General features: G+C 67.9%; 28 protein-coding genes. 11 read left to right on the top strand and 17 right to left on the bottom strand.

Going from position 1 to position 24,362, the window contains the following annotated elements:
• Nucleotides 1-300: 300 nt before the first annotated feature.
• From RM479_RS25455 to RM479_RS25445, 3 genes are all read left to right on the top strand, one after another.
• A complete protein-coding gene (locus tag RM479_RS25455) occupies nt 301-1,785 on the top strand; it encodes an amino acid permease (RefSeq protein WP_311514230.1) in 1,485 nt (494 codons plus the stop codon).
• A 247-nt stretch (nt 1,786-2,032) separates the two neighbouring features.
• Nucleotides 2,033-2,839 (top strand): carbon-nitrogen hydrolase family protein, encoded by an 807-nt coding sequence (locus RM479_RS25450; protein ID WP_311514229.1) that lies wholly within the window; start codon nt 2,033-2,035, stop codon nt 2,837-2,839.
• A 53-nt stretch (nt 2,840-2,892) separates the two neighbouring features.
• Nucleotides 2,893-4,608 (top strand): flavin monoamine oxidase family protein, encoded by a 1,716-nt coding sequence (locus tag RM479_RS25445; RefSeq protein ID WP_311514228.1) that lies wholly within the window; start codon nt 2,893-2,895, stop codon nt 4,606-4,608.
• 136 nt (nt 4,609-4,744) lie between these two features.
• Here RM479_RS25445 and RM479_RS25440 read toward each other — a convergent pair whose 3' ends face one another.
• The 3 genes from RM479_RS25440 to RM479_RS25430 form a co-directional block, all read right to left on the bottom strand.
• Nucleotides 4,745-4,921, bottom strand: coding sequence for a DUF397 domain-containing protein (locus RM479_RS25440; RefSeq protein ID WP_311514227.1), 177 nt, complete (start codon nt 4,919-4,921; stop codon nt 4,745-4,747).
• A gap of 171 nt (nt 4,922-5,092) precedes the next feature.
• Entirely contained in the window at nt 5,093-5,260 is a 168-nt protein-coding gene (locus RM479_RS25435) for a DUF397 domain-containing protein (protein WP_311514226.1), read from the bottom strand.
• Nucleotides 5,220-6,074, bottom strand: coding sequence for a helix-turn-helix domain-containing protein (locus RM479_RS25430; RefSeq protein ID WP_311514225.1), 855 nt, complete (start codon nt 6,072-6,074; stop codon nt 5,220-5,222). The genes RM479_RS25435 and RM479_RS25430 overlap by 41 nt, the downstream gene beginning before the upstream one ends.
• A gap of 318 nt (nt 6,075-6,392) precedes the next feature.
• Between RM479_RS25430 and RM479_RS25425 the strand changes: the two genes are divergently transcribed.
• From RM479_RS25425 to RM479_RS25405, 5 genes are all read left to right on the top strand, one after another.
• Entirely contained in the window at nt 6,393-6,977 is a 585-nt protein-coding gene (locus RM479_RS25425; protein ID WP_311514224.1) for a hypothetical protein, read from the top strand.
• 1 nt (nt 6,978) lies between these two features.
• The gene (locus RM479_RS25420; RefSeq protein ID WP_274808817.1) at nt 6,979-7,242 is read left to right on the top strand and encodes a hypothetical protein; all 264 of its coding nucleotides are present in this window, start codon (nt 6,979-6,981) and stop codon (nt 7,240-7,242) included.
• Entirely contained in the window at nt 7,239-7,559 is a 321-nt protein-coding gene (locus RM479_RS25415) for a hypothetical protein (protein ID WP_311514223.1), read from the top strand. Before RM479_RS25420 ends, RM479_RS25415 begins: the two co-directional genes overlap by 4 nt.
• 147 nt (nt 7,560-7,706) lie before the next feature.
• The gene (locus RM479_RS25410) at nt 7,707-7,892 is read left to right on the top strand and encodes a hypothetical protein (protein ID WP_311514222.1); all 186 of its coding nucleotides are present in this window, start codon (nt 7,707-7,709) and stop codon (nt 7,890-7,892) included.
• 20 nt (nt 7,893-7,912) lie between these two features.
• The gene (locus RM479_RS25405; RefSeq protein ID WP_311514221.1) at nt 7,913-9,415 is read left to right on the top strand and encodes an ASCH domain-containing protein; all 1,503 of its coding nucleotides are present in this window, start codon (nt 7,913-7,915) and stop codon (nt 9,413-9,415) included.
• Nucleotides 9,416-9,438: 23 nt separating this feature from the next.
• Here the strand turns inward: RM479_RS25405 and RM479_RS25400 are convergent, their stop codons facing one another.
• Both RM479_RS25400 and RM479_RS25395 read right to left on the bottom strand, forming a co-directional pair.
• Nucleotides 9,439-9,984: a GNAT family N-acetyltransferase gene (locus tag RM479_RS25400; RefSeq protein ID WP_311514220.1), complete on the bottom strand. Its 546-nt coding sequence runs from the start codon at nt 9,982-9,984 to the stop codon at nt 9,439-9,441.
• Complete coding sequence (locus RM479_RS25395) at nt 9,981-10,457, bottom strand: tetratricopeptide repeat protein (protein ID WP_311514219.1); 477 nt, start codon at nt 10,455-10,457, stop codon at nt 9,981-9,983. The genes RM479_RS25400 and RM479_RS25395 overlap by 4 nt, the downstream gene beginning before the upstream one ends.
• On the opposite strand from RM479_RS25395, the gene RM479_RS25390 reads away from it, so the two are divergent.
• Nucleotides 10,347-10,691: a hypothetical protein gene (locus RM479_RS25390; RefSeq protein ID WP_311514246.1), complete on the top strand. Its 345-nt coding sequence runs from the start codon at nt 10,347-10,349 to the stop codon at nt 10,689-10,691. The genes RM479_RS25395 and RM479_RS25390 overlap by 111 nt on opposite strands.
• Here RM479_RS25390 and RM479_RS25385 read toward each other — a convergent pair.
• The 6 genes from RM479_RS25385 to RM479_RS25360 form a co-directional block, all read right to left on the bottom strand.
• Complete coding sequence (locus RM479_RS25385) at nt 10,686-11,066, bottom strand: hypothetical protein (RefSeq protein WP_311514218.1); 381 nt, start codon at nt 11,064-11,066, stop codon at nt 10,686-10,688. The genes RM479_RS25390 and RM479_RS25385 overlap by 6 nt on opposite strands.
• A 13-nt stretch (nt 11,067-11,079) precedes the next feature.
• Nucleotides 11,080-11,646: a DUF6879 family protein gene (locus RM479_RS25380; protein ID WP_311514217.1), complete on the bottom strand. Its 567-nt coding sequence runs from the start codon at nt 11,644-11,646 to the stop codon at nt 11,080-11,082.
• Nucleotides 11,647-11,871 (bottom strand): hypothetical protein, encoded by a 225-nt coding sequence (locus RM479_RS25375; RefSeq protein ID WP_311514216.1) that lies wholly within the window; start codon nt 11,869-11,871, stop codon nt 11,647-11,649.
• Nucleotides 11,872-12,640: 769 nt separating this feature from the next.
• Nucleotides 12,641-13,471 (bottom strand): class I SAM-dependent methyltransferase, encoded by an 831-nt coding sequence (locus RM479_RS25370; RefSeq protein ID WP_311514215.1) that lies wholly within the window; start codon nt 13,469-13,471, stop codon nt 12,641-12,643.
• A 31-nt stretch (nt 13,472-13,502) separates the two neighbouring features.
• Nucleotides 13,503-14,567, bottom strand: coding sequence for an alpha/beta fold hydrolase (locus RM479_RS25365; protein ID WP_311514214.1), 1,065 nt, complete (start codon nt 14,565-14,567; stop codon nt 13,503-13,505).
• Nucleotides 14,568-14,694: 127 nt separating this feature from the next.
• Nucleotides 14,695-16,272 (bottom strand): HD domain-containing phosphohydrolase, encoded by a 1,578-nt coding sequence (locus RM479_RS25360; protein WP_311514213.1) that lies wholly within the window; start codon nt 16,270-16,272, stop codon nt 14,695-14,697.
• A 209-nt stretch (nt 16,273-16,481) separates the two neighbouring features.
• On the opposite strand from RM479_RS25360, the gene RM479_RS25355 reads away from it, so the two are divergent.
• Nucleotides 16,482-17,522: a DNA-binding protein gene (locus RM479_RS25355; RefSeq protein WP_311514212.1), complete on the top strand. Its 1,041-nt coding sequence runs from the start codon at nt 16,482-16,484 to the stop codon at nt 17,520-17,522.
• A gap of 151 nt (nt 17,523-17,673) precedes the next feature.
• Here the strand turns inward: RM479_RS25355 and RM479_RS25350 are convergent, their stop codons facing one another.
• A complete protein-coding gene (locus RM479_RS25350) occupies nt 17,674-18,099 on the bottom strand; it encodes a VOC family protein (protein ID WP_311514243.1) in 426 nt (141 codons plus the stop codon).
• 396 nt (nt 18,100-18,495) lie between these two features.
• Between RM479_RS25350 and RM479_RS25345 the strand changes: the two genes are divergently transcribed.
• Nucleotides 18,496-19,347 (top strand): phosphotransferase, encoded by an 852-nt coding sequence (locus RM479_RS25345; RefSeq protein ID WP_311514211.1) that lies wholly within the window; start codon nt 18,496-18,498, stop codon nt 19,345-19,347.
• Between the two features lie 136 nt (nt 19,348-19,483).
• On the opposite strand, the gene RM479_RS25340 is transcribed toward RM479_RS25345, so the two are convergent.
• Genes RM479_RS25340 through RM479_RS25320 form a run of 5 tightly spaced genes read right to left on the bottom strand, consistent with a single transcriptional unit; the run spans nt 19,484 to nt 24,178 of the window.
• Nucleotides 19,484-20,434, bottom strand: a complete 951-nt coding sequence (locus tag RM479_RS25340; RefSeq protein WP_311514210.1) for a hypothetical protein — start codon at nt 20,432-20,434, stop codon at nt 19,484-19,486.
• Nucleotides 20,435-20,442: 8 nt separating this feature from the next.
• Nucleotides 20,443-21,003 (bottom strand): hypothetical protein, encoded by a 561-nt coding sequence (locus RM479_RS25335; protein ID WP_311514209.1) that lies wholly within the window; start codon nt 21,001-21,003, stop codon nt 20,443-20,445.
• A 6-nt stretch (nt 21,004-21,009) separates the two neighbouring features.
• Nucleotides 21,010-23,637 carry a hypothetical protein gene (locus RM479_RS25330; protein ID WP_311514208.1) on the bottom strand — a complete coding sequence of 876 codons (2,628 nt, stop codon included), beginning with the start codon at nt 23,635-23,637 and terminating at the stop codon, nt 21,010-21,012.
• Nucleotides 23,637-24,011 carry a DUF6507 family protein gene (locus RM479_RS25325; protein ID WP_311514207.1) on the bottom strand — a complete coding sequence of 125 codons (375 nt, stop codon included), beginning with the start codon at nt 24,009-24,011 and terminating at the stop codon, nt 23,637-23,639. Before RM479_RS25325 ends, RM479_RS25330 begins: the two co-directional genes overlap by 1 nt.
• On the bottom strand, nt 24,008-24,178 hold the full coding sequence (locus tag RM479_RS25320) for a hypothetical protein (protein WP_311514206.1): 171 nt from the start codon (nt 24,176-24,178) through the stop codon (nt 24,008-24,010). Before RM479_RS25320 ends, RM479_RS25325 begins: the two co-directional genes overlap by 4 nt.
• Nucleotides 24,179-24,362: the final 184 nt, after the last annotated feature.

Here is a 24,362-nt window from a genome sequence, read left to right as displayed (position 1 = left end):
GTTTTCTGTATACACGCAGGTCACATGAGTGTGGTCACATAGCGTGAACTGATGTGACGTCTCTCACGTTGATGTGCGTTTTCTTGCGCGAGAACGCACGTTCATCGCGTGGATTCCGGATAGACGCAATGAATGTGGGTCATGTTACCCAGGTAACGCGGCTACCGTTGCTGAGGGCGTTTTCGGTGCGTTACAGGTACGAACCGAACAGCCCTCCCCCCACACCGCACCCCACCCGGGGCACCCTGGCGTGCCCGGACCCGGGAGCGGTGTGCTCGCGTCAGAAACGAGGAGTGACACGTGGTCGATCAGAAGACCCCCGCGGGTGCCCCCGGGGCATCCGCGCGCCCGGGCGGTGCGCCCGCGCTTCGGGAGCGCCTGACCAGGCGCAAGCCGGTCGAGAAGCTCGTCGCCGAGACCGAAGGCGTCGGAGGCGCCGGGCTGCACCGGCACATGGGCTTCTGGCAGCTGTCCATGATCGGCATCGGCGCGACACTGGGCACGGGTATCTTCGTCGTCCTCGGTGAGGCCGTGCCCGTCGCCGGTCCCGCCGTCATCATCTCGTTCGTCCTCGCCGGTATCACCGCGCTGTTCTCCGCGCTGGCCTACGCCGAGATGGCCGGCATGATCCCGGCCTCCGGCTCCGCCTACTCCTACAGCTACGCCACCATCGGCGAGTTCATGGCGTGGATCTGCGGCTGGTGTCTGATGCTCACCTACGGCGTCTCCGTCGCGGCCGTGGGCGTCGGCTGGGGTCAGTACATCAACGAGCTCCTGTACCTGACCACCGGCCTGTCCCTGCCGGGCGCGGTCCTGGCCGGGCCGCTGGAGGGCGGGCTCGTCAACCTGCCCGCCGCCATCGTCGTCCTGCTGTCGATGTTCGCCCTGCTCGCCGGGGTGCGCGAGAGCAGCCGCGTCAACGCCGTCATGGTCACCATCAAGATCGCCATCCTGGTGATGTTCGTGGCCATCGCCATCACCGCGGTCCAGGACGGCAACTTCGCCCCCTTCATGCCCATGGGCATGGCGGGTGTCAGCGCCGCCGGCGCGACCCTGTTCTTCTCCTACATCGGGTTCGACTCGGTCTCCACCGCCAGCGAGGAGGCCAAGAACCCGCAGCGCGACCTGCCCCGCGCGATCATGTTCTCCATGATCCTGGTGACCGCCATCTACTGCCTGGTGGCCTTCACCGCGGTCGGCGCCCTCAACTGGACCGACTTCGCCGACGGCGAGACCTCCCTGGCGGGCATCCTCACCAAGGTCACCGGCACCCCGGTCTGGGCGGTCATCTTCGCCGCCGGCGCCGTGCTCGCCCTGGCCAGCGTCGTCCTGGTCGTCCTCTACAGCCAGACCCGCATCCTCTTCGTGATGTCGCGCGACGGCCTCATCCCCAAGGCGTTCTCCAAGGTCGACGCCAACGGCACCCCGCGCCTGAACACGATCATCACCTCCGTGCTCATCGCCGTCCTGGCCGCGTTCATCCCGCTGGGCCCGCTCGCCGACGCCACCGCCATCGGCACCCTGTTCGCGTTCGCCCTGGTGAACGTGGCGGTGCTGGTCCTGCGCCGCAACCGCCCGGACCTGCCCCGCGCCTTCCGGGTGCCCGGGGCGCCGGTCACCCCGATCCTGGGCGTGCTGGCCTGCGCCTACATGATGGCCAGCATGGGCGTCAGCGTGTGGGTGGCGTTCGGCGCGTGGCTGGTCGTCGGCCTGGCGATCTACTTCGGATACAGCATGAAGCGCTCCGAGCTGGAGACCGACGACGCCGTCGAGGTCCGTTCCTGATGTGAGCACACCCACGAAGGGGGCCGGGATGTCCGGTCCCCTTCGTCGTGTTCGAGGTGAGGATGGCGAAAAGCACGCTTTCAGCGTGAACGTGCGCGAAGGCGCAATGAAACACCACGAAATGACAAGAAGACGCAAAGCATCGCATCCGTGGCGCACACTTCGGACGGGGTTCGCCACCTAGAGTGGACCCGGCCCGAAAGCCACCCCCACCAGCGATGACGACGACGGACCGGACGGAGGAGCGATGGCACCGCGGACCCTGCGCGCGGCCCTGGACCAGGGCACCGGGCACAGCGGCGACACCGCCCACGCCCTGCGCCGTCTGGCCGACCGGGCCCGCACCGCCGCCGCCGCGGGAGCGGACCTGCTCATCGGCCCGGAGATGTCGCTGACCGGCTACAACATCGGCGACGACGTCGGCCGTCTCGCCGAGGCCGTCGACGGGCCGCTCGCCCAGGCCGTCTCGGAGATCGCCGCCGACACCGGCGTCGCCATCGTCCACGGATTTCCCGAGCGCGACGGAGACGCGGTGTACAACACCGTCCGCCTCGTCGACGGTGCCGGCACCCACCTGGCGGCCTACCGCAAGACCCACCTGTTCGGAGATCTGGACCGCGCCGCGTTCACACCGGGCGACGTCCCGGTCGTCCAGGCCGACCTCGCCGGGGTGCGCCTCGGACTGCTGGTCTGCTACGACGTGGAGTTCCCCGAGCCGGTGCGCGCCCACGCGCTGGCGGGGACAGAACTCCTCATCGTGCCCACCGCGCTCATGCGCCCCTTCCTCGACGTGCCGAACCGGATCGTCCCGGTGCGGGCGTTGGAGAACCAGATCCACCTGGCGTACGTGAACCGCTGCGACACCGAGGGCGACCTGCGCTACGCGGGGCTGAGCGCCCTCATCGCGCCCGACGGGTCCGAGACGCTCCGGGCCGGAGCCGACGAGGAACTCCTCATCGGCGACGTCGACCCGGGCGCCATCGCCCGGGCCCGCGAGCAACAGTCCTACCTGGACGATCGCAGGCCCGAGCTGTACCAGGCCCCGCGCCGCTGAACCACCCGCCCGACCGCACCCACCACCACCGCTCGACACCCTGGAGGGGATCCATGACGTCTGCCGTGCCCACGGCCGCCGGCGCCGCACCGGCGCAGGACACGCCGCTGAACATGTGTGGACCGGACTTCCCGTTCGCCTACGACGAGTACCTCGCCCACCCGGCGGGGCTCGGGCAGATCCCGGCCGACCGACTGGGTACCGAGGTCGCCGTCATCGGCGGCGGGCTCTCGGGGATCATCACCGCCTACGAGCTCATGAAGATGGGGCTCAAGCCGGTGGTGTACGAGGCGGACCGGATCGGCGGACGACTGCGCACCGAGCGTTTCCCGGGGGTCGACGAGGAGGAGATCGTCGCCGAGATGGGGGCGATGCGCTTCCCGCCGTCGTCCACGGCGTTCTGGCACTACATCGACCGGGTCGGGTTGCGGACCGAGCCGTTCCCCAACCCGCTGGCGCCGACCACCCCGAGCACCGTCGTGGACCTCAAGGGGGAGTCGCACTACGCGACCACCCTCGACGAGCTGCCCGCCGTGTACCGGGAGGTCGCGCAGGCGTGGGAGCGGACCCTCGAAGAGGGGGCGCAGCACTCCCGGATGCAGCGGGCCATCCGCGAACGCGACGTGGCGACCCAGAAGGAGATCTGGAACGAGCTCGTCGAGAAGCTCGACAACCAGACCTTCTACGGGTTCCTCTGCGACTCTCCGGCCTTCGCCTCCTTCCGTCACCGCGAGATCTTCGGACAGGTGGGCTTCGGCACCGGGGGATGGGACACCGACTTCCCCAACTCGATCCTGGAGATCCTCAGGGTCACGTACACGGGTGCGGACGACGACCACATGGGGATCGTCGGCGGGGTCCAGCAGCTTCCGCAGCGACTCTGGGAGGACGCCCCGGACAAGATCGTCCACTGGGCGCAGGGCACGACCCTGGCGGGGTTGCACGGGGACGGTCCCCGCCCGGCGGTCACGGCCCTGCGCCGCACCGCGGCGAAGGGGTCCGCGACGGGGAACATCACGGTGACCGACGCGTCGGGGTCCACCCGGACCTACGCGGCGGCGGTGTTCACGGCGCAGAGCTGGATGATGCTGTCCAAGATCGACTGCGACGACGCCCTGCTGCCGATCGACCACTGGACGGCGATCGAGCGGACCCACTACATGGAGTCCTCGAAGCTGTTCGTGCCCGTGGACCGGGCGTTCTGGAAGGACAAGGACCCCCAGACCGGGCGCGACGTCATGAGCATGACGCTCACCGACCGCATGACGCGGGGGACGTACCTGCTCGAAGGACCGGACCCGGACGGGCCCGCGGCGATCTGCCTGTCGTACACGTGGTGCGACGACTCGCTGAAGTGGCTGCCGCTGTCCCCGAACGAGCGCCTTGAGGTCATGCTGACGTCGCTGGCCAAGGTGTACCCGGGTGTGGACATCCGGTCGCACATCACGGGGGACCCGGTGACGGTGTCGTGGGAGGACGAGCCGTACTTCATGGGGGCCTTCAAGGCGAACCTTCCGGGGCACTACCGGTACCAGCGGAGGCTGTTCACGCACTTCGTGCAGGACGGGCTCCCGGAGAGGTACCGCGGGCTGTTCCTCGCGGGCGACGACGTGTCCTGGACGGCCGGTTGGGCCGAGGGCGCGGTGCAGACGGCGCTCAACGCGGTGTGGGGGGTGATGCACCACCTGGGTGGTGCCACCGACCCGACGAACCCGGGCCCGGGTGACGAGTTCGAGGAACTCGAACCCGTGGCCCTGCCCGAAGGCTGAGATCCGGGGGATCTCCGAAGACGACCTCGAACGGCGCGGACGCGAACCCCGCGCGCGATGAGGACGTCGAGAGCCGATGGGAACGTGCACCCCGGGGTTATGGGGATGACCCCGGGGTGTTCTCGTACCCGGAGTACTAGAGTTTTCGCAGGAAGGCGTCCCACTCCGAGGAGGGGAACGTGAGGTGGCCGTGGTCGGGGTTCTCGGAGTCCCGCACGGCGGCACCGGTGGCCGCCTCCGCCACCTCCACACACTCCCCGGTAACGGTGCTGTAGCTGCTCTTTCGAAAGATCAGCCCGTGTTCCTCCTGCATGCGCACTCTCCTCGGTCGGCCCGTGCCTGCTGAGTGATTACCCCGGGTGGGTACGGTCGCCCGCTCGGCCAATGGCCGGATACGGCCAGACCTGTCCGTGTGATCTGTTCGAAGAGTGCCGTAAGCATGAAAGTCGCTCTCACCGCTACGCCTGGTGAGAGCAACCCGGAGTCACCTGGTGAGGCTCACCGCTTCTACAAGAGCGATCCAAGCGGGGGCGCCGAACTCCAGGTGTCCGAGTTCCCGGTGCTGAGTGTCTCGAACGAGGGTTGCCTCGCCCTCGCAGACCTCCACGCAGTTATGCGCCCCGTCGCTGTAGCTCGACTTGTGCCAACCCATCCGCATACGCTCCTTTTACATGCCGGAGGTAGTCCACGGACTCCCTCACGGACCTCGCGTTGGCTTGCAATCTACTGAACAGGGTTACGAACTGGCGAACCATATGGGGTTCATCCGTGGTCTGTCCCAGATAGACCGACTCGGCATGGAGCACCTCAGGGGCTGAGGGCGACGCTATGAGCGAGAACGGGCCATCAGGGCCTACGTGTGGCAGCGGCCCCCACCTGTAGAGCTGAAGCTGTACACGCCCGGAAAGGGAGAGTTGGATGAGGGCGTCGATCTGCTCCCGCATGACCTGGTCGCTCGCTACCGGCCGTAGCACGGTCATGTCGTCCAGGACTACGTGATACTGAGGACCTCCCGATCGGATTACCTGGGAGGAACGTTCGATCCGGACTGTCGCTTTCTTCTCTATGTCCGCTTTGCTTAGCCACGGGGCGCCTGATTCGAACACGGCTTTGGCATAGGCGAGAGTCTGGAAGTTTCCCGGGATGAGTACGCAACTGTACTGACGGATGAGTTCCGCCTCTGCTTGTAGCAGGTGCACCTGCTCTTGCCAGTCGAGGCGTTCGGGGGAGTAGAGGTCCTCGTAGAGCTTGACGAGGCGCCCCGCCGCCCTGAGGAAGCCGTCCAGGTCATCCACCTTCGACTGATCGAGCTTCTTCCAGCCGCACTCGATCTGAGAAATGAAACCTTTGGTGTAGCCCAACAGGTTGGCCACGTTGAGCTGGGTCAAACCACGTTTCTTCCGCCAGTGAGCGATGGCCTGGCCAAAGCGGGCGTTTGATATATCCTTTTTGTCTACTTTTTCCATGTGCGCTCTCCCGTGTCCCCGCCATGGCTTGCCAGAATACCGAAGTTTACTAAAGTAAACCGGAGGTATTCAATAGTCTCCAGATTGACGTATTGCCTTTCTCCTGCTCTGAGCTTGGGGAATGCTTGGCGGTGTACTGCTCGCGGATCCATGAAGTAGACCTTGGCGCTCTCGGCTTCGGCTTGCTCGCCGTAGCGGATCCATGGCCTGGCCTGCGAGAAGCGAGTGCACGAGAAACACGAAGCGCCCCAGAGCCGATGACAGCGGCTCCAGGGCGCGGATCTCCACCCGAACCCGAATCGATCGAGGTGAGACGGAATGCAGTGTAGCGCCGAGAAGGCGGCCCCTCCGGGGGTGAACCAGCGCGCATCGACGGCGGTGATCGTCGGGCGGGTGGGGGTGCGTCACCTGCGGGCGGGCGAACTCTCCGCCGTGCGGCGGATGGCCACGGCCGCGGCTGGGTCGGCCTTCGCTCTGCACCACCACGCCCCCGGCACGGCCGGGGACCTGCTGTCCCCGGAGTTCTCTCCGAACCGGCCCCCGGCCCGGCCACAGAAGCGGGGCCCGGCGCGTGTGGTGCCCCTGCGCCCGGACCTGGTCGGTTGGACCCGCCCGCTGACCGCAGGCGCCCCCGTGCCCCTGGTTCCCGGGCGCGGCCGTCACCACCGGCCCGAACAGCCCACGGTGCTGTCCCTGGCCGATTACGCCCACAGCCGCCCATCACCCGCGCCCGCATCCCCGGCCCCGGCCCCTGTCCGGACGCCCGGAGTGAAGCCGCTTCCGTCCCGCCCGCGGATCCGTCGGTGTGCGTCGCGGGTGCGTACCTACGTCTCCCACCCCGCCCGGGACCTGGCGCCGCTCGCGTTGGCGGTACGCGCCTACCTCACCACGGGGGTGCGCTGACATGTCCACCGGTGACGTGCGCATCGCGGACCTGTTCGAGGCCATCGGCGACGCCCTGACCCTGCCACCCGGGGCGAGCCCCGATGACGAGGTCTGGCGCCACACCCTGCTCGGCCACCGGGCGCGGGCGGTGTGCGCCGCGCTGGACCACGTCAAGGCCACCGGGGACCCGATCGAGGCCATCGACCTCCTGGACCTGGGGGTGGAGGCCCACCCCATCACCTACACCCCGCTCCCTCTCCCGCGCACCGGGGGCGGGCGGTGATCCCCCCGCCGTGCGGGCACACCGCCCTGGACCGGGGCGGGCTACGGCGGACCTGTGTCCTGGACACCGACCACGACGGCGACCACCAGGACGTCAAAGGACGGACCTGGCGCCCACCGGAGACCGTCCTCGACGGATTGCGGTCCCGATGGGGCACCACGCACCGCATCGCGTGGACCGGATCGATGTGGCTGGCCACCCACCGCGACCCCACCGCCCCGTGGCGCACCCACGTCGAACCCACCCCCGAACAGTTGGAGGAACGCCTCCACCAGCACGCCGACCGACCGACCGACCGCGACCCACGACACCGGTGATCTCGGAGTCCACCACCGAGCGGGGTGCGGGCCCGATGAACACCGGCCCGTACCCCGCTCGCCCTTCCTCTCCTCCTCCGTCTCGTATCCGCTTCTCCCGGCGCTTCCGAGCATTCGTCACCCGTCACCCGTTCGAGAAAGGTCACGATGGACACGACTCCCGACCTCATCCGACTCTCCCGGCCGCTTCCGCAGCCCACCGCAGAACAACAGGACTGCGGTATGTGCGACGGCCAGGGCGGTCAGTGGATCACCGGCGACGGGGCCACCCCCGGCAAGAATCACCGCCAGTGGGTCCCCTGCACCGGCTGCGGCGGGACGGGGAAGAAGTGACGATCGGGCATGACGACCCCATGAAACCCGCCTCGGAACCGACCCTCGACGCCCGGCTCACCGCCGCCTTGGCCGACGACCTCCGAGCCCGAGGCGTCCCGGAGCGCATCGCCTCGGCGTTCGCCCGGGTCCCCCGTCACCGCTTCCTTCCGGACACGGTGTGGACCCTCGACGGCGACGCGATCGACCGCGCCGCCGACCCCGACGCCTGGCTCCGCGCCGTCTACTCCGACCAGCCCCTCACCACGCAGCTCGACGACGGCAGGGCGACCGACGGGCGGGGATCGCCGACCTCCTCCTCATCGGCTCCGAGCGTCATGGCGCGCATGCTCACGGCCGCGTGCCTCGAACCCGGGCACCGCGTTCTGGAGGTGGGAACGGGCACGGGGTACAACGCGGCGATCCTGTCCGACCTCCTCGGTCCGGCGAACGTCACCACCATCGAGATCGACGAGGAGGTCGCGGCCACGGCCCGCGCCAACCTCCACGCCTGCGGGTACCGACCGACCGTCCTCGTCGGCGACGGGGAACTCGCGAGCACGCCCGTGGCGGCCTACGACCGGCTCCTGGCGACCTGCTCCGTCGCGGACCTGCCCTGGACCTGGCCGGACCTGATCGGCGGAGAGGGCCGCATCATCACACCGTGGGCTCCGACACCGGGCGCGCCGGCGGGGGCGCTCGCGGTCCTGGAGGTCGAACGCTCGGAGGTCCGAGGGCGTTTCGAGGGCGGAGCGTCGTTCATGTGGGCGCGTGGACAGCGTCGCCCGAACCGGCCCGCCCCGGACGCGCACGCCCGCCCGGAACACGTCACCCGCACCGACACGGATCCGCGTGAGCCGTTCCTGGACGGGGAGACGTCCCTGATCCTGTCGCTGCTCGTGGGGGAGTGGCACTACGGCATGCGCGTGGAACGGGGGGCGACCGAACCCCATGTCTGGATCGGTTCCACCTCCGACGGCTCGTGGGCCCGTCTGCACGCCGACGGACGGGTCGAACAGGCGGGGGTCCGCCGGCTCCACGAGGAGTTCACGGCGGCGTTGTCCCGTTGGCGGGACCGAGGGGAGCCGCCCGTCGACCGTTTCGGCCTCACCTTCGACCGCGCTCGCGCCACTCGGACCCTGTGGTCGGACGGCCCGGCCGACACGCTCTGGTCGGCCCGATGGAACCGGCCGACCGCCCACATGCGCCTTCGGCGGCGCTACTTCGACCTCGTCGTCTCCGGGCGCAAGACGGTCGAGGTCCGCGTCGCGGACGACGCCCGCGAGCGGCTGCGGGTCGGGGACGCGCTGCGTTTCCGATGCGACGGCGCGGAGGTCGCGACCCGCATCACCGGCCTGACGCGGTACGCGACCTTCGCGGAGCTGCTCGAACACGAACCGGTCGCCGCCATCGACCCGACCACCACCCGCGAGGGTCTGCTTCGCGCGCTCCGGGAGATCTACCCTCCCGACCGCGAAGCGCGGGGAGTGCTCGCCATCGCCATGGACACCGAGATGCCGGGCCGTCGAACGGGCGAAGAATGAAGTGATCCGCGTCCGCAGTGTGATCACACTTCCAGGACGTAGACCTCCCAGCACGGCGGCTCGACATCGGGAAAGGGACCGTTCCTGCCGACCAGGCGCCATCCGAGGTGCCGGTAGATGCTCTGCGTCTCGATCGCGGAAGGTTGAACCGATAAGACGGCGCGTTCCTCCGTTCGGGTTCTCAGGAGTTCATCGATGAGTCGTTTCCCGATTCCGCGCCCCCGCCACGCCGGCAACAAGGCGAGGCTGGTGAACGCGAATGTCCTCCCGGTCCACTCCTCGGTGAAATCGGCTGGCAGGGGGTCCGAAATGGACCTCCACCAGCCGTGGTCGACCGGCAGTCGATGTCCGTAGGAGTAACCGATCACCTCATCCTCGTGTTCGGCGACGATCACCCGCGAAGAAGAATCCTCCGCCAGCCGTCCGAGGCTCTCCACATTCCTCGGCGAAGTGTTCGAGTCCCATGAGAAAGGAGCCCTCAGAAAGACTTCGTCATGGATGAGGCAAATCGAATCGAACCATTCCCGAGGAAGATGTCCGTTTGCCGATTTTATAACGAGATCGCTCACTCGAACCTCCTGGCCTTCGTTCTTGATTCTTCACCCAGCGTATCTTCCCCAAGGGACTCATAGATTTCGGCTGCGTACAGCCAATGATCTGCTGCTGTCGCTGTCTCACCGAGTTGATGGTGAACGTCGCCGAGTAAGTCCGATGACATCGCCAGGCTTCGTCGGTCTTTGAAGCCATCGAATGTCCTGGACGCTCGTACGAGTAGTTCTGCGGCCTCGCGTCCCCGACTCAGTTCTGTGATCGATTTCGCCAGTGGAAGAGCTCCCCACGCCTCGCTCCATGCGTCATCGATCTCAATGAAAACCTGAACAGCGTCACTTCCCATGGACACCGCCGCATCGAAATCACCGATGAGCCGAGCATGCTCACCCAGACTGAGCAGGGCCATGCCTTCCCCGCGGCGTACTCCGTTGGCACGAAAAACCTCTCTGGAGGAATGGAAGTGGTCACGGGCCTTGTCCAGGTCTCCCATTTCCAGGTGAATGAGCCCCAACCCTCTGAGAGAGAATCCGATGAGCCACGGGTCTTCGGTCTCCTCGGCGTAGGATATGACGCTTTCATAGTTGGCTATGGCGCTTTCCCGTCGGCCGCTGCGCCAGTCGGCGTCGCCCAGAGCGAAAACATTGGATGCCTCTCCGAGTCGGTCGCCGATGACACGGGCCGCCTCGGCTCCGATACGGTGGATATCTTCCCATTCTTTCTATGAGGAGTGGAGTTCAAAAAATCCATCGACGACAACGGGAAGCTTCCAGGCGATGTCGTATCCACCGAAATCCACATAGAGATCTCCGTCGGGAAACCTGTCCCTGATCTGGTGCGCCCAGTTGATGGCGAGTGCCGTCTTGCCGACTCCCGGGGCCCCGGAGACCGCAGAGACCACCACTGCCCTGTTATCATCTTTCAGAAGTCCGTCGAGTTCTCTCAGGCTGTCAAACCTATTGACAAATCCATTGATCGGGATGGGTAGTTGACGAGGCAGGGGTCCGGTTCGCGCCTCGCTCAAATTGACGGAACCGTGCATCGTTCCGATTTGAACCACGGCATGAGCCTTGCCGTCGAATTCATTGATGTTCTTGTGCATTCAGTTCGGACTGTCACTCGGGTTGGAACAGAACATCGTACCGTTCGGAGAATTCCTTGAACGGGATCGACTTGTTCACCGCGAGGTCCCGCCACAGGTTGGCCTGGACGATCTTTTCGGCGTCGTCCACGATTTCTGCCGCCTCGAATTCACCGTCATCTTTATAGTGCATGGTGATGAGGCTGGAGGAGTCGAACAGCCAGTAGTCATAATTGGGAAGCCCTTCGGGCCATTCCCCCGGATTCACGGGAATGATCCGCACATCTTCACCTGCCGCGACGGTGTGCGTGTAGGCCCAGGAGCATTCGAACCTCACGTAGTCGGACAGGGGCTCTTCGACGACATGCACCCGATGCAGGATCCTGCCGGATGCGTGGGCCGGTCGGACGGTGCCGTCGATCCATCCTGCGATGCCGGGGAACTCGCCCCGTTGTTGGCCGTTCAGAAAGAGATCGAATTCGTTTTTCTCATAGGAAACGTCATATTTTTGTAGAGATTCCAAGCGATAGGCGGTGAATTGGAACTCCTTGAAAAACCGATTGAACTCTACGTCGTCGAGCGAACGGAATATGCGTCCCACTTAGCTTTTCACACCCTTGTTCCGGAGCTTGTCGGCGGCCCCCAGCAGTACATCCGGGGCGATCTCCAGGGCGATCTCCCCGGGCAGGACGTTGGCGAGGCCTGCGAAGGTGTCCTGATCGACCGCCGGACCCTGAACCACGATTCGACCGTTTTCGGCCAGGTAGATCGCGGGACAGCCGTTGCCGCCTGAGTCTTGATCTTTGTAGAGCATCGTGAGTCGCATGTGAATCTCCTCATGAATTTATTTATAGCTTTTCAATTTACCTTGGTCCATCATGTGCGTCAACCTCTCCGAACCGGCCGATCGCATCCTTCTCTTGTTGAATCGATTGTGGCTGATCGCGACCCCTGATGCCCTTGGGATGCGTGAATCGAGAGGAGATGCCGAGGAGGCGCTGCGAAAAGATCTTCCGCTTGTCACGAGCATCCGATGATCGGAGGAAATATATCTTCGCGTGTCATTTTCAATATTTATGTTCGGTATGTGTTCTCTGTGAAGAGCGGATGAGATGCCGTGACATTCTTTTGGGCCTCGGTGATCATGTCATCGAAACATCTCTCGGCCGTGTTCGAACGGGTGCGGACGGACTCGCGCGGGCGCATACGGGGACACGGCCGTGGCGCTCAAGGGACGCGAAGGCACCACGGCGAAGGCGTCAACCGAGGTGGAGCAGACCGGCCCGCGTGAACCCGAAACCGCACGCCCGCCGGTAGAAACCCTCAAGGTGGGCTCACGGTCGACGTGGACCCACTCGATTCCCGCCTCTCGCAGATCCAGGATCAGAGCCGTCACCACGCGGCTCCCCACCCCCTGCCGGCGCGCAGCGGGAGGAACACGCCCCGCCAACCGTCACGGACGTTCCGATCCTCCTCGAAGGAGCCCGACGATTCCTCGGTGCCACCGAACTCCTCGCGGGCCGTTCACCACGCTCTCCGCGTGAGCGGTACCACCGGGGCGGCGTTGACCGCGCTTCGCGAACGACGCGGACACATCACCCGCGACGCCCATGACCCACGAGCACCCGCACGGGGAGGGTCACCTCTCCGCCGTCACCGACGAGGTCCGCCAGGGAGCGCTCGAACCCCGCGCGGATCCGCCGCCGGGTGTCCTCCCCCTGCCCCCGGACCAGGGCCGACACCCGCACCGTTCCGGACATGAGCCCCTCCCACAACGCGTCGAGGGACGCCACCGTGTGGGTGAGCGACACGGCCGTGACCCCCACCTCGGCGAGTCCGGCCGAGGACAGCAGATCCGTCAACCGGCCGGCATCGGAGAAGTGGAAGAAGGCGGGGCCCGCCGGAACCGCCGGGTCGGTCCGCGCGCCGACCGCCTCCGCCGCCGCCCCCAGCATCGAGAACATCGGTACCTCCTCGGGAGCGCCCCAGGTGGACAGCGCCACCCTGCCCCCCGAAGCCGTCACCCGGACCATCTCCGCCACCGCGCGGGCGTGGTCGGCCAGATGCGGGAGGAGGAACCCGGCGACGGTCGCGTCGAACGCCTCATCGGGGAAGGGCAGGTCGTGGGCGTCCGCCACCCGCAGCCCCAGGTCGGGTCGCAGCAGGTGCGCCAAGGCGAGTATCCGCGCGGACAGGTCGGTCCCGGTCACCTCGGCTCCCCGATCCAGGGCCAGACCCGCCACGTACCCCGGGCCGGTGGCCACGTCCAGCAGCCGGTCACCGGGTCCCACCCCGGCCGCGTCGAGCAGTGCCTCGGCAGCCCGTCCGGTCACCGGCCCGAGGAAACGGTGGTACCGGTGGGCGATGGAATCCCAGCCCTCCCTCTCGAAGCGGACGAAGGCCTGATCGGTGGTCGAGGTCCTCATGGCCGGCCCTCCTCTTCGCTCTTCTCCCTCTTCACACACCGAGGAACGTGTTCACCCGTGCGGCGAACGCTTCCGGTGCGGTGTCCATGGCGATGTGCCGCTGGCCGGGCAGGACCTCGACGCGCGCGTCCGGCAGCGCCCGCGCGATCGACTCGGCCCCCTTCCGGAAGATCTCGGGGCTCTCCCCGCCCACGAGGAGCAGCACGGGGCGGTCGAGCCCTCCCACGTCGCGCGGCTCGAACCGGTAGGCGTCGGCGGCGCGGAGTTCCCGCGCGATCGTGTGGGCCGTCGCCATCCGGGCCCGCCAGCTCGGCAGCGCGCGGAGCAGCTCCAGTTCGCGGTCGGGCATGCCCACGACGGCGCGGAAGAAGTACGCCACCGCGTCGCTCCGACGTCCCTTCGCCAGCAGGGACTCCAGTTCCGTCATGACGTGGTCCTGGACCTGTCCGCCGAAGCCGACGGGCGGCTCGTACAGGATGACCCGGCGCACTCCCGGGACACCCGGGGCCGCGCCCAGGGCGCACAGCGCACCGTAGGAGTGCCCCAGCAGGTCCACCCCGGTACCGGTGTCCTCGGCGACCCGGTCCACGACGGCGGCGACGTCCTCGTACTCCCGCTCGATCCGGTACTCCTCGGCGTCGCCGCTCAGTCCCCGACCGCGCCGGTCCAGGGTGTGCACACACCGCTCCGACTCCAGGAAGGGCAGCACGGTGCGCCAGCGGTCACGGTCCGCGGTGGTGCCGTGGACGGCGACCAGGGGTCGGCCCCGGCCGGCGCGGCCGAACCCGATGACGGTCCCGTCCTCGGACGTGACACGGTGCGTGTCGCCCACGGTCGACTCCCGCGCCTCCACCCGGGCGGCGGGCACGGGCCCGGCCGACGCGCCGGGGGCGGTGTGTCCCGCTGGGGGCGTACCTTCCCTCGGCCTCCCGTCGTCGAGGCGACCGACCTCGTGGACGCCGTCGCCGAACGACCTCTCGGCGGCGGGAGCACGGTGATCGAGGGCGCTCGACGCCCTCGGCACGTCCCGGTCCCACTCGCCTCCGGAGTGACGACCGTGCGATCCGCCGACGCGGACGCTCTCCTCGTTCGTCATGATGGCCCCCTCGGTCGTCGGTGTGGACGATGTCCACCGTTCGTTCCAGCGTGCGCCCACCCGGATCAGGGCGCATCGGTAGTTCTACGCAGTGCCCGCGGACTCCTGCGCGGTGCGTCGCACCGGTTCACGGGGTGGGGGACAGGACCGCGTGACGCATGGCGAACATGGCGGCGGCGGCCCGGCTGGACACGCCGATCTTCGCGTACACGTCCTGGACGTGGTGTTCCGCCGTTCGCGGGGAGACGTCCAGGCGTCCGGCGATCTGGCGGTTGGTCAGCCCCTCGCAGAGCAGCCGCAGCACCTGGACCTGGCGGTCGGTCAGTCCGGCGGGCCATACCCGACGCCCGCCCCCGGCACCGTCGTGGCCCGCGGCACCGAGGACGGCCTCGGCGGCCTCCGCCTCCAGAGCCCCCTCCCGGGCGTGCGCGCGCAGGACCCGGGCCGCCTCGTCCAGGTCCAGCGCGGCCCGGTGCGGCCGTGCGGCCCGCAGCGCGGTGAGTTCGTCGGCCGCCGCGAGCACGCACACGGCCATGGGGATCTCTCCGGACTCCAGCCCCCGGTGATACCCGGTGCCGTCGCATCGCTCGTGATGGGATCCCGCCAACCGGGCGACGGCGGCCAGCGGGGGGCAGCGGCGCAGGATCCGCTCGCTGTAGTAGGCGTGCAGCCGGACCTGCTCCCATTCCCCTTCGTCGAGGGCTCCCGGTCTGTCCCAGACACCGGAGGAGACCGCCACCCGGCCGAGGTCGTGCGTCCACCCGGCGGTGCGCAGCCGGCCGTCGGACGCCTCGGGCAGGCCCAGGCGGACGCCGGCCCGGTGCGCCGACTCCGCCACCCCGGCCGAGTGTCCGTGCAGGTAGGGGCTTTTCAGGTCGACCATGTCACCGAACGCGCGGGCCGCCTCGTCGACCCCGTCGGGGGTCAGTCGGCGGACCGGGCGCGGCTCCGCGTCGAGGACGGCCCGCGCGGGATCCGCGTCGGCAGCCTCCCCGAGCAGGTCGGGGCCGTGCCGGTGGAAGTCGGCGACCAGGGCCGGGTCCAGGAGCGTCCCCGAACGGCGCTCCAGCACCGCGAGGGCCATGGCGGTCCCCCCGATCCCGTGGAAGAGCGCGGCGGTGGAGGCCACGTGGGTCAGGCGGGTGGCCAAACGTATGTCGTCCCCGGCCAGCCCGCGCGGTCCCCCCTTGCCGTTCCACCACTCGAACATCTGCGTGAGCGCGCCGCCGACCCCGGCTCCCAGCCCGAGCCGGTCGGCCATCTGGGCGGCCACCTCACAGTTCGCCCGGTGGCCGTCGCGGTCGATGACCGGACCGTTCAGGAAGGTCGCCGCGGTCAGGCGCAGACGGCGCATGGGCGCGGCCCCCGCCGTGATGCCGGGCAGGAAGGTCGCGAAGACGTCGCGAACGTCGGAGAAGTCGGTCCTGGAACCGGCTTCGTTGACCCGGACGTCGTCCCCCGGCAGCAGGGCCGTCTCGTGCGCGAACGCGGTACAGCCGATGTGCCTGATCAGGGAGGCGTGGTAGGCGTCGGCGACCGTGGTGGGGTCCAGGTTCAGGGCGCGGGCGAATCCGGTGGTGACCAGGCAGGAGAACAGGGACTCCCCGGGCCGTCGCGCCATGCCCAGGTCCATGACGAGGGTGAGTCCGCACAGGAGATCGGACAGCCGGACGCCGGACGCGTCCCCGGATCGTTCGGCGCCCATGGGACCACCCCCCACCTCTTCGACCACACTGTTCCTACCCACGGCGGGGCACCGGCCGCACCCCCACCCGTGGGTCCCCTCGACGCCCGCACCGTCGAAGGTCCGGCGGCCCGTACCCGGAGGCGGGCGCGCCCGGCGGTGGGCGGAGCACCGGAGGACCGGCCCACGCGGGGCTGGAACACCGGGCACCGGGTGGCGAGAATGGCGACATGACCCCCTCTCCGACCCCACTCCGCGACCGGATCCCGTGCTGCGGCCGGGCACCGTTCCGCGACCGGATCCCGTGCCTGGACCACCGGGGCGAGGACGGTGGGGACCCCGAGGCGACGGTACGCGCCACCACCGGCCGCCTCATCGCCCTCGACACCCGCATCGGCGCCCGCGACCTGGTCGCCTCCGCCGCGTCGGCCGCCACCGCCGCCCACCACCTGGCGCGCCGCTCGCACACCGGCGACCGGGAACTGCTCTCCGCGGCGGCCGAGGCCCACCAGGTCGCCGGATGGATCGCCTACGACGCCGAACACCAGCGACTCTCCCGCCGGATGAGCCTGGAGGCGCTGAGACTGGCGAACGCCGCGGGTGACCGTTCCATGGAACACTTCGCCCTCACCCAGATCGCCATGCAGGACGTCCACCTCCACCGGCCGGCCGAGGCCTCCCACCTCTGCGACACCGCCCTGACCGAGACCCGGGGCAGTGTGCGCACCCTCTTCACGCTGAGGGCCGCCCGGGCCGCCGCCCAGCGGGGCGAACGCACCCGCGCCCTGGGCCTGATCCACCTGACCCACAGCCGTCACCGGGAGGGCCCGCGCGACGACGACCCACCCTGGGCCTGGTGGCTGAACGAGGCGGAGATCGCCTGGCACCACGCCATGATCCACGTCGACACCGGTGACCGTGCCGGGGCCGTCGAACGCTTCATCGCCTCCACCCACCGGCCGGGCTACGCCCGGGCCGTGTTCGTCGCCCATGCCGCCCTGCTGTGGGCACTGGCCCGCGCCCACGCCTGGGGTGAGGCCGAGACCGTACTGCTGCGCGACGTGCTTCCGCGCCTGGGAGAGGTGTCCTCGGTGCGTGTCGAGCGGATGCTCGTCGAAGCGGCCCGCCTGCTCGACACCGCCGGGCGGCGACCGAGCCTGCGCGACGCCGCCCACGGATTCATCGTCGCCCTGGGAGCCCTGCGTTCCCCCTGCCACGCGGCGGTGCCGGGGACGTCGAGCACGGTGGACGTTCTCACCTGTGCCGGGTGAACGCGGGGAAGGGGGCGGGGGACATCCACGCGGTCGATCGACGTGCTTCGAGAACCGGACTCGGCGGCGGGCGGCGCGACCGCCGTGGGGGTCACGCCGCCCCTCGTGTTCGGATGACCTCCCGGGCGGCGCAGCGACTCCTCTATGCCCCTCAGCGGATCTGCTGGGCCAGGGCGACGATGATGCCCTCGGGGCCGCGCACGTAACAGAGCCGGTGGCTGTCCTCGTACCGCGCCAGCTCGCCGACGAGTTCGGCGCCGTGGGCACGCAGACGGGCGAGGACGTCCTCGATGTCCTCGACGGCGAACATGATGCGGCGTATGCCCAGCGTGTTCGCCGGTGCGTTCTCCGGTTCGCCGCGGATCACCTCCGGGGCGTGGAACCTCGTCAGCTCGATCCGGCCATGGCCGTCCGGGGTGCGCATCATCGCGATGTCGACCCGGACCCCGTCGAGGCCCACGACACGGTCCACCCAACGTCCCTCGACCGGCATCTCGCCCTCCAGCTCCATGCCGAGTTCGACGAAGAACGCGATGGCGGCGGCGAGGTCGTCGACGACGACGCCGACGTGGTCCATTCTCTGAATCGTCATATCCCGGAGCTTAGGGATCGGGTACGTCATCGGCCCTCGGAGCCGACCGGTGCCCGGTGGGGTGTCGTGCTCTTTTCGCGGACGGGGACGGTCCCCTCGGTGAAGCGACCGGGTTCGGGGCGTTCCGCTGCCCTGGGGGGTTTCCCGGTGGGAGAGACCCCGCCGGGGCGGTGACGGTCGCCGTGTGATCTGTCTGTTCCAGGATCAGAAATCCTGGAATCCGGGATTTGCGCTTCCTCGCTCGACCGGCAGCGGGACCGCGTCCGGGGAATCGGTCGAATCCGCCCCCAAGCGCGCTCGGGGCGGGCAGGATGGCGTCCATGGGCGCCGGTCCGCGATGCCGCCGTCCCGTCGTTCCCGCCGCTCACCCGAAGGACATCCGTGACCCTCCCGACCCCGTCGCTCCTCGACCTGGACACCTACTGGGTGCGCGCAGCCCACTACCTGGGAGTCCGTCCGGACACGATGACACCGCACCCGGGATCGGGCGGACACGTCCGAAGCGGCCCGGTCACCACGGGCGAGGGCGTTCCCGCCTGGTTGCGGATCTGGCTCGCGCCCCAAGCGGAAGGCGGGGTCTGGGAGGGGCCCTCGCTCGCCGCCCATCTCTTCGACGAGAGGGTCCCCCGCCCCATCCTCTTCGTGGAGGCCGCCTGGACGGGCGACGACGCGACCCCGGTGGCCCGGGAGTGGGCGGTGCAGATCCACCTGTACGAGCGCCTGCCCTCGCCGCCGCTGTCGCCGACCCCGGTCCTGACGGATCCCGTCGACCCGCCGCGGGAGTGGTGGGACGAACTCACCGAGGCCAACGCCGCCCTGCGCGACCTTCCGCCCCACCCCGAGCGGTGGATCATCACCCAGGCCGGTGTCGACCGAGCCCCCCGAGTCCTCCCCGAGTTGGAGGGCGAGGACCTGACCGTGGAGCGATGGGAGACCGCCCACGGTGACCTCCACTGGGCCAACCTCACCGCGCCCTCACTGCGCATCATCGACTGGGAGGGCTGGGGCACGGCACCCGCGGGTTATGACGCGGCGGTGCTGCACACCTACGCGCTGCCCGTCCCGGAGGTCGCGCGGCGGGTGCGCGAGGAGTTCGCCGAATCGCTGGGCGGTCGCGATGGGCGCCTGGCGCAGATCGTGGTCGCCGCCGAGGTCATCCATTCGGCCGCCCACGACGACCTCCACGCCGCCCTGGAGCCCTTCGTTCGTGACTGGTTGAAGCGGCTGCTCTGATCCCGGTCCGGTCCCCGGTCACGTCCTGCCGGGGCCGACCTCGACTGATCCCGAAGCGCGCGGACGCCGGTTCTTCGGGGCGAAGGAAAGGTTCGGGTTTCCTCCCCGAAGGACTCGGTGTCCGGGGAGGGTCGTTTCATCCGGAAACGGCGGTTCTCCACCACCAATGCCCCTCGGGGACGCCGTTCGGGACGGCCGCGCGTTCGGCGTGCGCGCGCGGCAGGTTCTCACGCAGTTCCTCGTCCAGGTCATCGATGTCCTCGGCGTCCACCAGCGAGAACGTCACACCGCCCAAGTAGGACTCGAAGAGGTTCTCCAAGAGCGACCGGTACAGACATGCGGCGTACCAACCGTCTCCACCGGAGGCCGAAGCATGGCTCTCCGCCTGCATGAGAGAGGAACCCAGTTCCCCGGACCGGACTGCGATGCCCTCGGCCACCTGGACACGGTGGCCGTCGTTGCCGACCGGTCCACCGGCTCGGAGCCGGGTGCCCCAGAGCAGGAGCAGCGGGCGATCCAGCGGCGTATCCCTGTCGTCCAGGTCGATGAGAGCCTGACGGAGGAGATCCTCCGCGGTGCCGGTGAAGGCGTGTACGGGTGTGTCGGGCGGGGACGGCCAGCCGTACGCGGTGAGGTATGTGCGGCCGTTGGGCTCCATGAGCACCTCGGCCGACAGCGTTACCGAGGCCAGAGACGTTTCCCGGGCCTGACGCCGGAAAACGAAAGTCCGGGCCCCGTCGGACTCCGTGACTTCGGAGAACAGAGTGCCCTCACGCACGGTGGCGGAGGCAGAAGCGAGGTAGCCACCGATGGCCGAGCCGCTGAGGCGCTCAGCCACCGGGAGTTCCACAGCATGGCGCTTGGTCTGAGTGGCGGCCACGATGGGTGCGTCGAACTTGAGGTCGTCCGCTGTCGAGCGCAGGGCCTCGATCAGGGTCGGAGAGGTCTCTCGGGGGTTCAGTCGCACCCCGTTCCGTCCCAGTTCGGCCACCTCGGCCAGGTCGCGGTTCAACCGCCGCTGCACGAGACCGGAGTCGGCGAGCAGCCGTGCCGCGGCGATCTCCTCAGGCGTGCGCTCAATGCTCATGAAGGACCTCAGATCCCGTCGTTCCAGTCGTAGTGCAGGCGATCATCGATCTCCGCCTGGCTCATGTCCTGTCGCTTCGGCGCACGCCACCACCAGTGATCTGCAGGGGCCCAGTCCGGGATATCTTCCTCGCGCACGGGCGGAGCATCGTCCGAAACGGCCTTGAGAGTTTCGTCGATGTCTTCGAGATCCTCGATGAAAGTGTTGCGCAGGTTTTGAGGCTCCACCTGATCCCACTCGATGAAATAATCGCTAAGAATTTGCAAGATAGAACGCATCCCACATGCCTCTTCGAAGCCGTCGAGGCGGCCTCGTTCTGCATATATTCCACACGTTGTGGCGTAGCTAAAAATCCCACCTAAATTATGCTTGTTTGTGATTAGGCTCGAGAACGTTGATTTGAACTCATCAAGCTCTTCTTGGGGTGGTGGGTTTTGGTTCAGTGAGCTGCTCAGGAGTCCGAGGAGGTCGAGTGATGACGCGACCCTGTCTGCCTTCTTTAGCCTTTGGTCCTGTAGGAAATCGAGGGCCCGCTGCATGAGTTGCCTTGGGTCTTGGTCGATGGTCATGGGGTTCTATCCTTGGGTTGTCATTCCGTAGGTTGGCATTACAAGTGTTCCATCGGGTCGAATGATGATGAAAGCTCTCATGTAGGAGGGCTTACCTTTCTTGTTGGAGATATGATTTCCATCCAAGTCCAGGACTGGGCGCATGAATGTCCATTTCTGGGCTCCGCCGGCCAGGGGGGTGACCTCTGAAACATGTCCTTCTCGAATAGTTTTCTCTGCGCTGTTCAGGTAGTCGCTTATCACGTTCCCTCCTTTTTCTTCTGCTGGAAGTTCGTTGTAGTGCTTCCGTGCATGGTAGGCAGTGGCCGTCTCGTGCCCCATCTCGACCTGTTGGGCCTGTAGGCGTATGGCTTGCTCCAGGTTATCGTGGGGCAGGTTGGTGCTCACGAGGGCCGGTTCGCCATCTCGTAGTTCGCTGATGGCAGAGTGATCTGCTTCCAGTCGGGCTGTGATATCTATGTTCGGAAGCTCTTGTGCGGCCAGAATTTGGGATTGGTTTTTGCTGAAGCCGTTGTCCTGGATTTCTCTTGCCAGTTCGTCGAACGTGGCTTTATAATACTCGTATCTATAGGCGAACTCGCGTGGATTGGCGGCCCCTTCTAGGGCGAAATGTGTGGCGGCTGGGTGTAGTTGGCTGTCCAGTTTTTTGCTGAACCCTTGATTTATGGCGCTTGCTGCACGCTGCCACTGGTCGCCATCCCGGGGATGCTCCCCGCGCAGTTGATCGATATCTTCGTTTGTCAAACCCGCTTGGCGCAGGCGTGCTTCGAGCTCATCCGCCTTCTTTGTTTTTCTTTCGAGTTCAGGATCGGAATCCGATTGCGAGAGTTGACTATTCGGGTCGTTTGCGTCGTCGCGGCTGTCATCGTCGTCACCCGTGCTCGTGCGGTTTCGGGGCGGCTGGTCATCGCCGCTTCCGTTGCCACCGGCCTGGGGATCGGGGCGGTCGGGTTCCTCTTGGGGATTGTGCCCGTCCTCGCGGGTGGCGTCACGTTCCGGAGCGCGGACGTCGTCCCGTTCCTCGGTGTCCCGGCGGCCTGTGGGAACCTCGCCGGTCCGTTCTTCGACACGTGGGGCATCGGTGGTGTCGTCGCGCGATCGGCCGCCCCGGGGCGCGGCGGCCTCGGGGGTTCGCAGTGCGTCCGAGGTCTCGCCGCGAGGGCGATCGGGGTCGGGGGTACCGCCTTGACCCTGCGGGGTCTCGGTGTTCGGATTTCGGGGAGCGGGAGCACCGTCGCCCCCGGAGGAGGGCCGGTCCGGCTGCGGACCGGGAGTGTCGCGGTACCGGTTCGGGTCCAGAAGCGACTCCCGGAGGATGTCGAGGTCGTGGCCGAAGCGTTCACCGGTCGTCGGCGTCCGTGCGTCGCCGTCGCGGGGCCACGGGCTGCTCTCTCCCGACAGGGGGCGTCCACCGGTGGGAGAGGAACGGTCCTCGTCTCCGAGGTCGGATCGGTCCGACCCGTCGCCGTCGACATCCCCGCCCGGCCCCAGGGTCAGGCCGGTCTTCAACGCCTTGAGCGGCAACCCCACCGTCAACAACACCAGGTTGATGCCGCTCGTGGCCCCCGTGTACTCGGGGTCTTCGTCCTTCTGCGACCAGGCGGTGTTCCCCTCCCACCCCTCGGCGAGGACGTCCCCCATGTTGTCGGTCCACCGTCCCCAGGAGGCTCCTTCACCCTCCGAGGAGAACAGCCACCCCTGGTCGTCATGGACGCCGACCAGGGTGCCCGCGCCCACGACCGTGTCCCAGCCGCTCTTCTTGAGGTTGTCCCAGCGGCCGGCCGGGTCCAGTCTCCAGCCGTTGTCGGGGTGCCACGCCCCCGAGAGGGAGACCAGGCCCACGGCCGATCCCCACAGCACATCGGTGACGATGATGTCCCAGGCCGCCTGACCGGTGCTGTTGTCGAACGTCACCTCGGCGGGGGAGACCCAGTACTCGGCGTCGAACCAGGCGGCCATGTCGTTGGCCGATTCGGTGAACAGGGTCGTGAAGCCCGTGTCCCGCTCACCCGCGTCCGTGGGCAGCCCGTAGACGATCACGTCGTCCCCCCGCGCCTGGTCGGGGGAGACGTAGGCCGCCCCGCCGTACACCGCGGAGATCTTGCTCGCGCACGCGTTCTCGGCCTCGTTGAACGCGGCCCACGCCGTGTTGACCTCGTCCTTCAGGCGGATGTTCTCCAGGAAGGCGGCTTCGTCGGTCTTGTCGTCCTTGGTGAGCCACCAGACCGCCTTGTCCTGGTTCCTGTTGTGGAAACCCTGGGCCTGGATCTTGAGGGTGTTGAGCTTCCGTCGGGCCGTGGTGGCCGCCTCGGCGAGGTCCTCCAAGGCCTCGGCGACGGTGACCAGGTCGCTCTCGACGTCCTCGCCCCGTGTCACCACCGGGTCCATCTTCGAGAAGAGGTCCTCGCTCTCCGGTGCGCTGTAGTGGGCCTGTAACCCGCTCCACGTGGAACGCATGTCCTCCGCGTCCCCGGCGATGTCCTCCCCTCCCGAGCGCAGCGTCTCGGCCGCGTAATTGAGGGACCAGACGTCGGTCAGGGGGTAGGGGATCGTGTCGGGGTCGATGAGCGTGAACAGGTTCGGGTCCACGCCGCTCTGCGGCTCGGTCGGCTCGAACCCTCCGGAGGCGGGCATCAGTACGCCTCCGCGTTGGCGGGAGCGCCGTCGCCGCCCCCGAGGTCGAGGTTCTCACCGGTTCCGGCCTGGTTCTGGGCTTCGAGCGCCATCTCCTCCTGGCCTTCGTTATAGGCGAGGGTGGCGTCGTTGGCGCCCTTGAGGCAGGACATGCTCCGGATGAACATGGCGTCGGTCTCGCTCGCGAAGTGGGTGAGGAAGCCGCTCAGGGCGTGCTCCACGGGCGGGCTCTTGACGTTCTTCAGAGCCATGTCGATCCCGTCGGAGGTGGAGTCGATGGTGGAGGAGAACCCGCCTCCCTCCAGGCCGAGCCGGTCACCGAGGGCGGTCAGGGTCAGGGAGACGCCGTGGACGTCGATCTTCCACTCGCTCATCGGCGGTCCCCCCGGTCCGAGGCGCCGAACCGGTGGGCGTGGAACTCCGGGCCCGGGTCACTCGGAGCCGTGGTGGGGGCCGGGACGCCCTCCTTCGCGCCGTGCTCGGAGACGTGGGCCTTGAGCAGGGACAACGAGTTCTGCACGTCCCTGATCGCGGGCGCCATCCGCTTCCTGACGGGCCGCCCCGAAAGCGCTTCGGAAGGCGGTGGCGGGGTCGGGTGGCCCGGACGTGTCTCCGCGGTCGGAACGCTGTTCTCGGGGAGGGGGAGAGCGGAGGCGACGCCCCGCTCCGAGGGCTCTACCAGTTCGAACTTCACTCGCTTCGCACCTGTTCGGTCGGATCGACGT

The organism is Nocardiopsis lambiniae (genome assembly GCF_031845465.1).
Classification (GTDB): domain Bacteria; phylum Actinomycetota; class Actinomycetes; order Streptosporangiales; family Streptosporangiaceae; genus Nocardiopsis; species Nocardiopsis lambiniae.
The sequence above is the reverse complement of the archived record's forward strand: the minus strand, read 5'-3'. Positions and strand labels throughout refer to the sequence as shown.

Coding starts and splice junctions, on each gene's coding strand:
- RM479_RS25355 (WP_311514212.1), top strand. CDS start 16,482: ATGACCCCCTCTCCGACCCCACTCCGCGACCGGATCCCGTGCTGCGGC.
- RM479_RS25450 (WP_311514229.1), top strand. CDS start 2,033: ATGGCACCGCGGACCCTGCGCGCGGCCCTGGACCAGGGCACCGGGCAC.
- RM479_RS25325 (WP_311514207.1), bottom strand. CDS start 24,011: ATGAGCGAGTGGAAGATCGACGTCCACGGCGTCTCCCTGACCCTGACC.
- RM479_RS25320 (WP_311514206.1), bottom strand. CDS start 24,178: ATGGCGCCCGCGATCAGGGACGTGCAGAACTCGTTGTCCCTGCTCAAG.
- RM479_RS25340 (WP_311514210.1), bottom strand. CDS start 20,434: ATGAGCATTGAGCGCACGCCTGAGGAGATCGCCGCGGCACGGCTGCTC.
- RM479_RS25330 (WP_311514208.1), bottom strand. CDS start 23,637: ATGCCCGCCTCCGGAGGGTTCGAGCCGACCGAGCCGCAGAGCGGCGTG.
- RM479_RS25395 (WP_311514219.1), bottom strand. CDS start 10,457: ATGGGAGACCTGGACAAGGCCCGTGACCACTTCCATTCCTCCAGAGAG.
- RM479_RS25420 (WP_274808817.1), top strand. CDS start 6,979: ATGTCCACCGGTGACGTGCGCATCGCGGACCTGTTCGAGGCCATCGGC.
- RM479_RS25365 (WP_311514214.1), bottom strand. CDS start 14,567: ATGACGAACGAGGAGAGCGTCCGCGTCGGCGGATCGCACGGTCGTCAC.
- RM479_RS25350 (WP_311514243.1), bottom strand. CDS start 18,099: ATGGACCACGTCGGCGTCGTCGTCGACGACCTCGCCGCCGCCATCGCG.
- RM479_RS25440 (WP_311514227.1), bottom strand. CDS start 4,921: ATGCAGGAGGAACACGGGCTGATCTTTCGAAAGAGCAGCTACAGCACC.
- RM479_RS25385 (WP_311514218.1), bottom strand. CDS start 11,066: ATGCACAAGAACATCAATGAATTCGACGGCAAGGCTCATGCCGTGGTT.
- RM479_RS25425 (WP_311514224.1), top strand. CDS start 6,393: ATGCAGTGTAGCGCCGAGAAGGCGGCCCCTCCGGGGGTGAACCAGCGC.
- RM479_RS25445 (WP_311514228.1), top strand. CDS start 2,893: ATGACGTCTGCCGTGCCCACGGCCGCCGGCGCCGCACCGGCGCAGGAC.
- RM479_RS25435 (WP_311514226.1), bottom strand. CDS start 5,260: ATGGGTTGGCACAAGTCGAGCTACAGCGACGGGGCGCATAACTGCGTG.
- RM479_RS25410 (WP_311514222.1), top strand. CDS start 7,707: ATGGACACGACTCCCGACCTCATCCGACTCTCCCGGCCGCTTCCGCAG.
- RM479_RS25360 (WP_311514213.1), bottom strand. CDS start 16,272: ATGGGCGCCGAACGATCCGGGGACGCGTCCGGCGTCCGGCTGTCCGAT.
- RM479_RS25335 (WP_311514209.1), bottom strand. CDS start 21,003: ATGACCATCGACCAAGACCCAAGGCAACTCATGCAGCGGGCCCTCGAT.
- RM479_RS25370 (WP_311514215.1), bottom strand. CDS start 13,471: ATGAGGACCTCGACCACCGATCAGGCCTTCGTCCGCTTCGAGAGGGAG.
- RM479_RS25375 (WP_311514216.1), bottom strand. CDS start 11,871: ATGCGACTCACGATGCTCTACAAAGATCAAGACTCAGGCGGCAACGGC.
- RM479_RS25390 (WP_311514246.1), top strand. CDS start 10,347: ATGCTCACCCAGACTGAGCAGGGCCATGCCTTCCCCGCGGCGTACTCC.
- RM479_RS25430 (WP_311514225.1), bottom strand. CDS start 6,074: ATGGAAAAAGTAGACAAAAAGGATATATCAAACGCCCGCTTTGGCCAG.
- RM479_RS25405 (WP_311514221.1), top strand. CDS start 7,913: ATGAAACCCGCCTCGGAACCGACCCTCGACGCCCGGCTCACCGCCGCC.